Below are 12,063 nucleotides of genomic sequence, written 5' to 3'. Positions count from 1 at the left end.
GTGCGTCACACGTCGGCGAGGAACGCGAGGACCCGGTCCCAGGCCAGGGCGGCGGCGAGCGCGTCGAAGTCGGGCGTGTCCGGGTCGGTGAACAGGTGCCCCGGTCCCGGGTAGCGGTGCACGACGACCTCCGCGCCGGCGTCGCCCAGGGCGGCGCGCCACTCGTCCACCTCGGCGTCGGTCTCGTACTCGTCGGGATCGGCCAGGTGCAGCCGCACCGGCAGCCCGGCGCGGACCGACTCGGGCGCGCCGCCGGTGCCGTGCATCAGCAGCAGCGCCGCCGCCCGGGGCCGCTCGGCCAGCAGCGCCCCGGCGATGCCGGCGCCCATGGAGAACCCGGCCAGCACGGTCTCGTCGGGCATCGCGGCGACCGCCGCGCGGGCCCGGTCCAGCACCGCCTCGTGGCCGATCGCGCCGAACAACGCGAACCCGGCCTCCACCGTCCGCGCGGCCGGCACCCCGTACAGGTCGGGGGTGGTCACCCGGTGCCCGGCGGCCCGCAGCCGGTCCGCGGCGACCGGCACGGCGGGCCGCAGCCCGTAGACGGAGTGCAGGAGCAGGACGTCGGCCATCGACCCATCGTCGCGCAACCGGCCGCCCGTCCCGGTCGGGCGCGCCGGTCAGTCGCGGGCGATGGTCCGGCTGCGCCCCCGGAACTCGGCGACCACCTCGTCGCCGCGCCGCACGGTGACGTCGTAGATGCCGCTGCGGCCGTGACGCACCCGTTCGCTGGCGTACGCCTCCAGCAGGTCGCCCTCGCGCACCGGGCGGAGGAAGGAGATCTCGCCGCCGGCGGCCACGGTGGCCGGTCCGTGGCTGTTGCAGGCCAGCGCGAACGCGGTGTCGGCGAGCAGGAACACGAAGCCGCCGTGGCCGATCGCGTGGCCGTTGAGCATCGCCGGGGTGACCCGCATCCGGGCCACCGCGGCGCCGTCGCCGGCCGAGACGAGTTCGATGCCGAGCCCCTTCGACGCCACGTCGGCGTCGAACATGTCGTGCGCGGCGGTGCGGCCGTGGTCACCCGCCACCTCAGCGCTCCCGCCGCTGGTCGACGATGCGGCGCATCTTGCCCATCGAGCGTTCCACCCCGTCCGGCTCGATCACCCGCACCGCGACGGAGACCCCGATGGTGTTCTTGACCTGCTCGGCCAGGGCCGCGCCGGCCCGCTCCGCCTCGTCCGGCGCCGTACCGGCGCGCCGTTCCACGTGGACGGTGAGCGTGTCCAGCCGGTCCCGCCGGTCGAGCACGCACTGGAAGTGCGGCGACAGGGCGGGCGTGCGCAGGATCAGCTCCTCGATCTGGGTCGGGAAGACGTTCACCCCCCGCACGATCATCATGTCGTCGGTACGCCCGGTGATCTTCTCGATCCGGCGCATCGGGCGGGCGGTGCCGGGCAACAGGCGGGTGAGGTCGCGGGTGCGGTAGCGGACCACCGGCATGGCCTCCTTGGTGAGCGAGGTCAGCACCAGCTCGCCCCGCTCGCCGTCGGGCAGCACCGCGCCGGTGACCGGGTCGATGATCTCCGGGTAGAAGTGGTCCTCCCACAGGTGCAGCCCGTCCTTGGTCTCCACGCACTCGACGGCCACGCCGGGACCCATCACCTCGGAGAGGCCGTAGATGTCCAGCGCGTGCATGTCCAGGCGCTGTTCCAGCTCCCGGCGCATGTCCTCGGTCCACGGCTCGGCCCCGAAGACCCCCACCCGCAGGGACGTGGCGCGCGGGTCGAGGCCCTGCCGCTCCATCTCGTCGACGATGGCCAGCATGTAGCTGGGGGTGACCATGATGACCTCGGGCGCGAGGTCGCGGATCAGCATGACCTGGCGCTCGGTCATGCCCCCGGACACCGGGATCACCGTGCAGCCCAGTTCCTCGGCGCCGTAGTGCGCGCCCAGGCCGCCGGTGAACAGCCCGTAGCCGTACGCGACGTGCACCCGGTCACCCCGGCGACCGCCGGCGGCGCGGATCGAGCGCGCCATCAGCGTCGCCCAGGTGTCCAGGTCGGCGCGGGTGTAGCCGACCACGGTCGGGCGTCCCGTGGTGCCCGAGGAGGCGTGCAGCCGGGCGACCCGCTCGCGTGGCACCGCGAACATGCCGAACGGGTAGTTCTCCCGCAGCTCGGCCTTGGTGGTGAACGGGAAGCGGGCCAGGTCGCCCAGGTCCCGCAGGTCGTCGGGGTGGGCACCGGCGGCGTCGAACGCGCGCCGGTAGTGCGGCACGTGCGCGTAGGCGTGGCGCAGCGAGTGCCGCAGCCGGTCGCGTTGCAGGGCCCGCAGCTCGTCGACGCCGATCCGCTCGACGGGATCCAGCTCGTCCGGACGAGGGGTGCGGTCCTGCACGGTTGCCTCCTGGCGCGACGGGCCCGGACGCCGCCGCGCCGGGCGATGCCGATCACCGTACGCCCGTACGGGCCGTCCTGCCAGGTCAGCGCCGTCGGGATCGGCGGGGCCGGGCGCGTTCAGCGGGCGGCCGGCAGCCGGTGCAGCGCGTCGACCAGCGGGGCCAGCTCGGGGGTGCGCCCGCCCTCGGCCAGCGCGTCGGCGAGCACCCGGTCGTGGGTGGGTCGGGCCCGGGCCAGCAGCTCCGAGCCGGCCGGGGTCAGCTCGGTGTAGATGCCGCGCCGGTCGTCCGCGCAGAGGATCCGGGTGAGCAGCCCGCGCTCCTCCAGGCGGGTGACCAGGCGGGTGGTGGCGCTGCCGGAGAGCGCGGCGGCGCGGGCCAGCTGCCGCATGCGCATGTGCCAGCCGTCCTGCCGGAGAGCGCGTCGAGCACCGTGTATTCCACGACGGAGAGGTCGTGCTCGGTCTGGAGGGCGCGTTCCAGGGCGGTCTCGATCAGGCCGTGCAGCGCAGCGAGCGTGCGCCACCCCTGGGCGCGGATCTCGACCGCGTCGTCGCCGATGCCCATCCGGCCCTCCTCCGCTGTGACCTGGACGGCCCCCAGCCTAGCACGCTTGCGCCGATAGCAGGCGCGTGCAACTATTTCGTTGCAGGCGCGGGTAGTTGCACGCGCATTCTGTCTTCTCACGCATGGAATGGACTGTCATGGCACCACGTACCTCCGCGCTCCCGGGCGGCCTGCTGGCCCTGGCGATCGGGGCGTTCGGCATCGGACTGACCGAGTTCGTGATCATGGGGCTGCTCCCCCAGGTCGCCGCCGACTTCGCGGTCAGCGAGTCGGTCGCCGGCTGGTTGATCTCCGGGTACGCGCTCAGCGTCGCGGTCGGCGGGGTGGCGCTCACCGCGGCGGTCACCCGGCTGCGCCGCAAGCCGGTGCTGCTCGGGCTGATGGTGCTCTTCATCGCCGGCAACCTGCTCTCCGCGCTCTCCGGCGACTACGCCACCATGCTCGCCGGCCGGATCGTCGCGGCGCTGTGCCACGGCGCGTTCTTCGGCATCGGCGCGGTGGTGGCCGCCGGCCTGGTCCCGCCGGCCCGCCGGGCGGGCGCGATCGCCATGATGTTCGCCGGCCTGACCGTCGCCAACGTCCTCGGCGTCCCGTTCGGCACGTTCCTCGGCCAGCACTTCGGCTGGCGGTCGACGTTCTGGGCGATCACCGGCATCGGCGTGCTGGCGTTGGCCGGGCTGGCGCTGCTGGTGCCCGGCCGGGGGCCGGCCACCGACGCCGCCACCGGCGGCGGGCTCCGGGGCGAGCTGCGGGCCTTCACCCGGGCGCAGGTCTGGTTCTCGCTGGTGGTCACCGTGCTCGGCTTCGGCGGCATGTTCGGCGCGTTCACCTACATCGCCTACACGCTGACCGAGGTCAGCGGCTTCGCCACCGGCACCGTGCCGTGGCTGCTGGTGCTCTTCGGCGTCGGCCTGTTCGCCGGCAACCTGGCCGGAGGGCGCGCCGCCGACCGCTCGCTGTCGACCACCCTGGTCACCGTGCTCGCGGTGCTCACGCTGGTGCTGGTCGGCTTCGCGCTCACCGCCGCGAGCCCGGCCCTCACGGTCGTCGCGCTGGTGCTGATGGGCGCGTTCGGCTTCGCCACCGTGCCGCCGCTGCAGATGCGCATCATGCGGTACGCCCACGAGGCGCCCACGCTCGCCTCCGGCGCCAACATCGCCGCGTTCAACCTGGGCAACGCGCTCGGCGCCTGGATCGGCGGCCTCACCATCGGCGCCGGGCTGGGGTTCACCGCCCCGATCTGGGCCGGCGCCGGGCTCACCCTGCTCGGCCTCGCGGTGCTCCTGGTCGCCGAGCGCGCCGCCCGCCGCACCCGGCACGAGCCCACGCCCGCCCCCCGCGACCTGGCCGCCGCCACCCGCTGACCCCACCCCACCCCGCCCCACCGATCTCCGCCCGGGTCGGCCCGCCGATCTTGGACTTGTGGCGCCTCCGATGTCCGCCCGTGCGACGTTTGCGAGGTGCCACAACTCCATGATCGACGACAGCAGAGGGCCCGGGCGCCGCCGACGATCGCCGAGGGTCCCGCGCCGCCGGCGCGGCGGGACCGGACGCGGGCGATTATGCTCGGGAACGAAGCCGGCGGTGGGGCCCGCCGTCCCGGGACGCGCCGGGAGAACCGCGGACACGCCAACGGTCCCTGCCAGTGATGCCCGTCCTGGTGGGAGGCACCGTGTCACGACCGCCCGAGTCCCGCGTCGATCCGGATGTCGATCTCCGCGTACCCGCGGACCGGGGTGAACTGACCGCGCACCCGGCGGCGGTGCTCGCCGTGATCGCCGCCGGCGGCGTGCTCGGCGCGCTGGCCCGCGCCGGCGTGCAGGCCGCCATCCCGCACCCGCCCACCGGGTTACCGTGGGCCACCCTCGGCGTCAACGTCACCGGCTGCCTGCTGATCGGCGTGCTGATGGCGGTGCTCACCGCCCGCCCGGCCGGCCCGCTGGCCCGCCCGTTCCTCGGCGTCGGGGTGCTCGGCGGGTTCACCACCTTCTCCGCGTACGCGGTGGACGCGCAGCGGCTGGTCACCGCCGGCGCGGCCGGGACGGCGCTGGCCTACCTGGCCCTGACCGTGCTCGGCGCGCTGGTCGCGGTGGCGGTCGGGGACGCGGTGACCGCCCGGATGCTCGCCGCCCGGGACGGGGTGGCCCGGTGACCGTCCTGCTGATCGCGCTCGGGGCCGCGCTCGGGGCGCCGCTGCGCTACCTCACCGACCGGGCCGTGCAGTCCCGGCACGACTCGGCCTTCCCGTGGGGCACCCTGACCGTCAACGTGGTCGGGTCGCTGCTGCTCGGCGCGGTGCTCGCCGTGCCCGCCGACCCCGGCGTGACGGCGCTGGTCGGCACCGGCTTCTGCGGTGCGCTGACCACCTGGTCGACGCTGAGCTACGAGACACTGCGGCTGGCCCGCTCCGGTGCGCGCCGGCACGCGTACGCGAACGTGCTGGCCAGCGTGGTCGCCGGGCTCGGCGCGGCGTTCCTGGGCTACGCGGTGGTCGCGGCGTTCTGACCCGGCGGGGTCAGCGAGCGTGGCGTTCCGGGTGGGCCCGGTTCCACGCCCGCATCCGCTCCGGGTAGCCGGTGCGGGCCGCCTCGTAGAGCGGCACCGCGTACCGCTGCGCGATCCTGCCGGCGACCCGGGGTGAGCCGGTGCGACGGCGGATCCACTCGCCGTCGTGGGCGATGGCGACCACCGTCGTGTCCGTGGCGGTGGTCTCCGGTTCCAGATAGAACTCGACCCCGCTGCGGCTGGTGACGAACGCCTCCAGCTGGGCCAGGTCCTCCCGGTTCGCCTCGCGGTCGAGCTTCGTCGGGGTCGTCGGGTCGGCGGCCCGTCGGCTGAACCAGCCCATGCCCGCCTCCTCTCCTCGGCGTCCGTCCCAGTTCAGCACGCCGGCCTGGCAGCCGCCTGGGAGCGGGGTGGGAGTCGGCTGAGCCGTCAGCGGGCCGGCTGGCGGAGCACCGGGACCAGCGCGAGCGTGGGCAGCAGGAGCAGCGGCACCAGGCCGAGCGCCGGCAGCACCCCGAAGTGGTCGCCGAGGAAGCCGAGCAACGGCGGGCCGGCGAGGAACGCCGTGTAACCGATCACCGCGACCACGCTGACCCGGGCCGGCGCCTTATCCTCGTCGTCGGCGGCGGCGCTCATCCCGACCGGGAAGCCGAGCGAGGCGCCGATCCCCCACAGCGCCACGCCGACCACGGCCAGCGGACCCGAGCCGGCCAGCACGGCCAGGGCGGCGCCGGCGGCGGCCAGCCCGATGGTGCCGAAGAGCACCGGCACCCGCCCCCACCGGTCGATGGCGACCGTGCCGACGGTGCGGCCCAGCGTCATGCCCACCACGAACACGCCGAACACGGCGGCGCCGACCGCCTCGCTGACCCCGTACCCGTCCACGAACGCCACCGCCAGCCAGTCGTTGGCGCTGCCCTCGGTGAACGCCATGACCAGCACCAGCAGGCCGACCAGCAGGGTGCGCGGCTCCCGCCAGGCGGCCAGCAACGCCCGCCGGCGGGCCGCCGGCTCGCCCGCGCCGGCCGCCTCGGCCGGCGCGGACAGGAACGCCCGGGCGCCGAGCAGGGTGCCGGCGAGGATCAGCACCGCGAGCACCGGCAGGTGCACCTCGATGGGTACGCCGAGGCGGGCGGCGCCCGCGCCCAGCCCGGCCCCGGCCACCGAGCCGAGGCTCCAGGCGGCGTGGAACCGGGGCATGATGGTGCGGCCGATCCGCTTCTCCACCGCCGCGCCCTCGACGTTCATGGCCACGTCGCACAGGCCCGAGCCGAAGCCGAACGCGGCCAGCCCGAGCCCCACGCCGGGCGCCCAGCCGGCCAGCCCGGTGGCCAGCCCGGCCACGGTCATGCCGAGCGCGACCAGCAGCGTCGCCACCGCCACCGTGCGGGCCGGGCCCAGCCGCTGGGTGACCAGACCGGCGGTCGGCATGGCCAGCAGCGCGCCCACCGACATGCAGAGCAGCAGCAGGCCGAGCCGGCCAGGGCTGAGCCCGAGCGCCTCCCGGACCGCTGGTACCCGGGAGAACCAGCTCGCCACCGCCAGCCCGTTGAGCGCGAACACGACGGCGACGCCGGTGCGGGCGGCCAGAACCGGCCGGGGCACCGGTGGCCGCTGCCCGGCCGGTGCGTCGAGGGTGCTGCTCACGGTGCGGTCGTCCCTTCCCCGAAGTGGTCCCGACGACCATCGCACACCTGAGAGCGCTACCACCACAAGCGCTCCCACCCCTTACCCCGGTCGACCCCGACCGGGCATGATGCGGGCATGGGCACGCCGACCGCACGACCCGCCACGCTCGACGACGTGGCGCGCGCCGCCGGGGTGTCGCGGGCCACCGCCTCCCGGGTGCTCGGTGGCTACGGCTTCGCCTCGGCGGACGCGCGGGCGCGGGTGGGCGCCGCCGCCGACCGGCTCGGCTACGTGCCGGACGTCACGGCAAGGGCGCTGGTGCGCGGCGCCGGGGTACGACTGGTGGTGGCCGTGATCGGCCGCGCCGGGACGGTGCTGGACGACCCGTACGTGCACCGGGTGGTGAGCGCCGCGTCGCGGGTGTGCGCGCCGCACGGCGTCGGGGTGGCGCTGGAGTGGCTGCCGCTGGGCGACCCGTCGGGGCTGGTCCGGCTCGGCGCCGACCGCGGCGTCTGCGGCGTGATCCTGGTCAACACCACCCCGACGGCGCTGGCGGCGGTGCCGGCCCGGCTACGCGGCCGGGTCGTCTCGATCGGCACCGGCTCGGCGACGGTGCCCTCGTTCGACGTGGACAACGCGGCCGGGGCCGAGGCGGTGCTGCGCCACCTCCACGCCACCGGCCGCCGCCGCATCGCCATGGTCACCGGTCCGCGCTGGCTGGTCTGCGCGGAGCGTTCGGTGACCGCGTACCGGGGGTTGATGCGCGCGGCGGGGCTTCCGGAGCGCGTGGTGACCGGCGACTTCACCACGGCCCGGGGCGGCCGGGCGGCGCTGGAGGCGCTGCGCCGGTGGCCGGAGCTGGACGCGGTCTACGCGGCCAGCGACGCCACCGCGTTCGGGGTGATCGCGGCGCTGCGCGGGCGGGGCCTGGGGGTGCCGCACGACGTCGCGGTCGCCGGCTTCGACGACCTGCCGTACGCCGCGGTGAGCAGCCCGCCGCTGACCACCGCGACCCACCCGGTGGACCGGATCGCCGCCGCCGCGGCCACGGCCGTGCTGACCCGGGCGCCGGTCGCGCCGACGACCGCCTTCGCGTCCACGCTGGTAACCCGGGAGAGCGCCTGACCGGCGCTCAGCGCTCCGGCCCGCCGACCGCCGTGTCGACCCGGCTGAGCACCGTGGCGTCGTCGTCCACGCCCACACCGCGCAGCAGGTCGATGGCGGTGGCCCGGACCTGGCCGATGATCATCGCGAGCGGCAGCGTCGGGCCGGCGGTGAACAGCCGCCCGGCCGACCGGACCGCCTCCAACGCCGCGACGTCGACCCGGGCGGCGTGGCTGTCGGCGATCTGCTCCTGCCCGTCGAGGTCGGCGGCGAGTGCGTCGCCGGCCGAGCGGACGGCGTCGCCGAGCGTGCGTACCGCGGCGCCGAGGTCGGCCGGGACGGGCGCCGGGCTGCGGGTGAGCGTGACCGCCGCGCGGGCCAGCACGCGCACGTTGCGGACCGCGTAGTCGATCTGCCGGATCGAGCCCTCCACCGAGCGCAGCCGGCCGAGGTGCCGGCGGCGGCGTACGTTGAGCCGCAGCGCCTCGCCGGCGGCCTGGACCGCGCCCCGCAGCCGCTCCACTCCGGCGTCGGCGTGCCGGGCCCGCTCCAGCGCGGCCAGGGCCGCCTCGTCGTCGGTGTCGTCGAGCGCGGCGGCGACGTCGTCGAGCACGCCGGCCAGCTCGGCGAAGGTGTGCCGGAACTCGGCGACCAGCGGGGCGAGCGGCCGGCGGGCGTCGACGAGCTGGCTGGCGACCACCGCCACCGCGCCGCCGATGAGCGCGTCGACGAACCGGAACGGGACCAGCGACTCGGTCGGCGGTGAGACCACCACCAGGTAGAGCGCGGAGACCGCTGCCTGCACCACGGTGACCGAGCTGGCCCCGACCGCCACCGCCAGCGCGACGGTGAGCAGGATGACGGTGAGCACGGTCCAGGTGGTCCGCGGCCCGAGCGCCTGCACCACCAGGTCGGCGACGAGCACGCCGGCGGCGACGCCGAGCACCACCTCCACCGCCCGGCGCATCCGCTGGCCGCGGGCCTGCCCGAGCACGATGAGGGCGGCGGCGGGGGCGAAGAACGGCTGCGGGTGCCCGACGATCCGGGTGGCGAGGACCCAGGCGACGGTGGCCGCCAGCGTCGCCTCGACCACCGGCACCCAACCCCGCCGCAGCCTTCCGGCCGCCTCCCGGACCGCCGTCGCGGTCCGGCCACCGGTTCCCGCTGCCATCGCCCACCTCCCGTGCCGTCGGCACCTATCCTCCGGTCTCGCGCTCCGACCGGGTCGGGCGGGCGGTGCCTGTGCCCGGCGCGGCGGACCTCGCCGGCGCTGGCCGCGTACGACCGGCAGCGGCGACCGCGCACCCAGGCCGTCGCCCGCGCGGCCCTGCGCACCGCGCGGTTCGGCCAGCAGCTGCGCAACCCGGTGGCGCTCGCCCTGCGCGACACGGCGATCCGGTTGACCCCGTCCCGGACGGCGCTGCGCGGCATGGCCCGGTACGCCGACTGGCAGCCGCCGGGCTGACCACCGGCGCACCGGGCCCCGCCGCTCAGCGGGCGACCAGCAGCAGCAGTCCCCGGCCGCGCAGCAGGTAGGTCGTGCCCTGGCCGCCCACCGCCACCTCGGCGCCCGGACGAGCCACCTGGTCCGGCCCCTCCGCCCAGGTGGAGGTGTCGGTGACCCGGTACCACTGCCGGCCGGGGCCGGGCGCGGGCAGCGTGAAGCTCACGTCGCCGGACCAGCCGTTGTAGCCGACGTAGACCGCCGGCGCCGGGTCGCCGAACTCGGTGCCGTCGATCCGCCAGCCGAGCGCGTGGTTGTTTGGGTCGTCCCAGTACGCGGCGTCCGGCGCGGTCCCGGCCGGGGTGAACCAGCTCAGCTGCGCCATCCCGTTGCCGTTGCCGTCACCGGCGGAGTAGAAGGTCGCCGGGCGCAGCGCCGGGTGCGCGGCCCGGAACGCGGCCAGCCGCGAGGTGAAGGTGCGGAACGTGGTCTGGTTGCCGTCCGGGCTCCAGTTCAGCCAGTTCGCCGGCGAGTCCAGGTTGTACGGGTTGTTGTTGCAGCGCACCCCGCGCAGCACCTCGTCGCCGCCGGTCAGCATCGGGGTGCCGGCGGAGAGCAGCAGCAGCGCCTGCCCGGTGCGGGCGGCCCGACGCTGGTCGGCCGGGACGCCGCCCTGGTCCCACGAGCGGTTGTCGTCGCTGCCGCCGTCCGACGGGCCGTACGGCCAGGGCTGGGTGTTGTTCTTGGCATTACAGGCGTACAGGTCGCGCAGCGTGAACCCGTCGTGGGCGACCAGGAAGTTCACCGAGTTGCCCGGCCGGCGGCCGTCGTCGCCGTAGAGGTCGGCGGAGCCGGCGATCCGGGTGGCGAGCCGGCCCGGGGTGACCGGGTCGTAGCCCATCCGGTTCTGGTCGCTGCGCACGGTGTCCCGGTACTGGCCGTTCCACTCCGACCAGCCGGCCGGGAGGTTGCCGACCTGGTAGGTGCCGTCGCCGATCGCCCACGGCTCGCCGATCCAGTCGACCCCGGCGCCCCCGGTGGCCGGCCGGGGCGGCATCTCCCGCACGATGCGGTTGAGCGCGGTGCCCGGGTCGGTGCGGCTGTACCGGTAGCAGCCGTGCTGGCAGGTGTTGCCCAGGACGGTGGCGAGGTCGTGCCGGAACCCGTCGACGCCGAGCGTGTCCTTCCAGTAGGCCAACGAGTCGACGATCAGGTCCTGGGCGACCGGGTGGTAGGTGTTGTAGTTGCCGCCGACGCCGGTGTTGTCGTACGGCGCCTGCCGGTCGGCGGTCAGCGAGTAGTAGGTCGGGTTGTCCAGGCCACGCCAGGACCACAGGTCGTAGACGGTCGCGCCGCCGGCGGTGCGCGCCCCGCCCTCGCCGGTGTGGTTGTAGACCACGTCGAGCAGCACCTTGATGCCGGCGTCGTGGAACGCCCTGACCATCGCCTGGAACTCCCGGGTCGGCCCGCCCGGCGACCGGTCGGCGGCGTAGCGCCGGTCCGGGGCGAACCAGTTCAGGGTCATGTAACCCCAGTAGTTGTCCCCGGCGGTGCCGGTCGGGTCGACGTCGTTGGTGTCGTTCTGCGTCTCCTGCACCGGCAGGAACTCCACCGCGGTCACGCCGAGCGAGGCGAGGTAACCGGCCTTCGTCGCGGCGCCGCGGTAGGTGCCCTGCCAGGCCGCCGGCACGCTCGGGTCGTCGCGGGTGAGGCCGCGCACGTGCACCTCGTAGATCACGTCGTCCTTGAGCGGGCGGGTGGGCTTGACGCCGGTGGCGCCTGCCGGGGCGGTGGCGAGCACGGCGCCCTTCGGCGCGTACGGGCCACTGTCCACGGTCCGGTACGCCGGTCCGGAGGCGTACACCGAGTCGTCGGTCGCGCCCGGGCGCAGCGGGTCGTGGCTCAGTTCCCGCGCGTACGGGTCGACCAGCAGCTTGTTGGGGTTGAACCGGTTGCCGGCGGCGTCGACGTCGGCCACGAAACCGGCGGCCGAGCCCTTCGTCCAGGCGCTGCTGTAGGGCCAGTTCGGCCCCCAGGCGCGGTAGCCGTACCAGACGGTGCCGGTGATGCCGTGGGTGGTGCGCAGCGTGGCGACGTCGACGGTGACGGCGTAGACGCCGGAGGCGTCCCGGGTCAGCACGTGGCTGACCTTCTCGGCCGCGCCGGCGGGGGTGGCGTACAGGTAGACGGCGATGCGGGTGGCGGCGGTCGAGTGGACCCGGAACGTGATGGTCGAGCCGGTGGCGTCGTAGCGGGCGCCGAGCGCGCGGGCTTCGACGGCGGCGCCGGCGGGTGGGGCGGCGGCGGTGAGGCCCACGGCGGCCAGCACCGTGGCGAGGAGGAGGGCGAGGACCGGACGGGGTCTGGACATGGCGGTCTCCGACGGGACGCGGGGGTGGATGGTGCGTACGGACGCCGGCCGACTTCCGGTTGCTGCAAGACCTTGCAAGTTTTGCCGGAAAGATAACAGTCGATT

The 12,063-nt window shown here is 75.5% G+C and carries 13 protein-coding genes; 5 read left to right on the top strand and 8 right to left on the bottom strand.

Annotated features, from left to right (window positions below):
• Positions 1-5: 5 nt before the first annotated feature.
• The 4 genes from COO58_RS08940 to COO58_RS30665 form a co-directional block, all read right to left on the bottom strand.
• A complete protein-coding gene (locus COO58_RS08940; protein ID WP_098744556.1) occupies positions 6-572 on the bottom strand; it encodes a dienelactone hydrolase family protein in 567 nt (188 codons plus the stop codon).
• A 48-nt stretch (positions 573-620) separates the two neighbouring features.
• Complete coding sequence (gene paaI / locus COO58_RS08935) at positions 621-992, bottom strand: hydroxyphenylacetyl-CoA thioesterase PaaI (protein ID WP_091577516.1); 372 nt, start codon at positions 990-992, stop codon at positions 621-623.
• A 37-nt stretch (positions 993-1,029) separates the two neighbouring features.
• A complete protein-coding gene (paaK, locus tag COO58_RS08930; RefSeq protein WP_091574118.1) occupies positions 1,030-2,337 on the bottom strand; it encodes a phenylacetate--CoA ligase PaaK in 1,308 nt (435 codons plus the stop codon).
• Positions 2,338-2,456: 119 nt separating this feature from the next.
• Positions 2,457-2,735: a MarR family winged helix-turn-helix transcriptional regulator gene (locus COO58_RS30665; protein WP_255292566.1), complete on the bottom strand. Its 279-nt coding sequence runs from the start codon at positions 2,733-2,735 to the stop codon at positions 2,457-2,459.
• A gap of 307 nt (positions 2,736-3,042) precedes the next feature.
• Between COO58_RS30665 and COO58_RS08920 the strand changes: the two genes are divergently transcribed.
• The 3 genes from COO58_RS08920 to crcB all read left to right on the top strand — a co-directional run bounded on the left by COO58_RS08920 (position 3,043) and on the right by crcB (position 5,410).
• Positions 3,043-4,269, top strand: coding sequence for an MFS transporter (locus COO58_RS08920; protein WP_098744554.1), 1,227 nt, complete (start codon positions 3,043-3,045; stop codon positions 4,267-4,269).
• A 284-nt stretch (positions 4,270-4,553) separates the two neighbouring features.
• A complete protein-coding gene (locus tag COO58_RS08915; RefSeq protein ID WP_098744553.1) occupies positions 4,554-5,057 on the top strand; it encodes a CrcB family protein in 504 nt (167 codons plus the stop codon).
• Positions 5,054-5,410 carry a fluoride efflux transporter CrcB gene (crcB, locus tag COO58_RS08910; protein ID WP_091574114.1) on the top strand — a complete coding sequence of 119 codons (357 nt, stop codon included), beginning with the start codon at positions 5,054-5,056 and terminating at the stop codon, positions 5,408-5,410. The genes COO58_RS08915 and crcB overlap by 4 nt, the downstream gene beginning before the upstream one ends.
• A 10-nt stretch (positions 5,411-5,420) precedes the next feature.
• On the opposite strand, the gene COO58_RS08905 is transcribed toward crcB, so the two are convergent.
• The gene (locus tag COO58_RS08905; protein WP_098744551.1) at positions 5,421-5,753 is read right to left on the bottom strand and encodes a hypothetical protein; all 333 of its coding nucleotides are present in this window, start codon (positions 5,751-5,753) and stop codon (positions 5,421-5,423) included.
• Between the two features lie 86 nt (positions 5,754-5,839).
• Complete coding sequence (locus COO58_RS08900; RefSeq protein WP_098744550.1) at positions 5,840-7,057, bottom strand: MFS transporter; 1,218 nt, start codon at positions 7,055-7,057, stop codon at positions 5,840-5,842.
• Positions 7,058-7,174: 117 nt separating this feature from the next.
• On the opposite strand from COO58_RS08900, the gene COO58_RS08895 reads away from it, so the two are divergent.
• Entirely contained in the window at positions 7,175-8,164 is a 990-nt protein-coding gene (locus COO58_RS08895) for a LacI family DNA-binding transcriptional regulator (protein WP_098744548.1), read from the top strand.
• A 7-nt stretch (positions 8,165-8,171) separates the two neighbouring features.
• Here the strand turns inward: COO58_RS08895 and COO58_RS08890 are convergent, their stop codons facing one another.
• The gene (locus COO58_RS08890) at positions 8,172-9,314 is read right to left on the bottom strand and encodes an aromatic acid exporter family protein (protein ID WP_091574110.1); all 1,143 of its coding nucleotides are present in this window, start codon (positions 9,312-9,314) and stop codon (positions 8,172-8,174) included.
• 12 nt (positions 9,315-9,326) lie between these two features.
• Here COO58_RS08890 and COO58_RS08885 point away from each other — a divergent pair, with 12 nt between their 5' ends.
• Positions 9,327-9,608 (top strand): hypothetical protein, encoded by a 282-nt coding sequence (locus COO58_RS08885; RefSeq protein WP_176558775.1) that lies wholly within the window; start codon positions 9,327-9,329, stop codon positions 9,606-9,608.
• A gap of 25 nt (positions 9,609-9,633) precedes the next feature.
• Here the strand turns inward: COO58_RS08885 and COO58_RS08880 are convergent, their stop codons facing one another.
• Positions 9,634-11,958: a glycogen-debranching protein gene (locus tag COO58_RS08880; RefSeq protein ID WP_098744546.1), complete on the bottom strand. Its 2,325-nt coding sequence runs from the start codon at positions 11,956-11,958 to the stop codon at positions 9,634-9,636.
• Between the last annotated feature and the right edge of the window lie 105 nt (positions 11,959-12,063).

It is taken from the genome of Micromonospora sp. WMMA1996 (assembly GCF_002573675.1).
GTDB lineage: Bacteria > Actinomycetota > Actinomycetes > Mycobacteriales > Micromonosporaceae > Micromonospora > Micromonospora sediminicola.
This window is presented reverse-complemented; position numbering and strand designations above follow the sequence as displayed.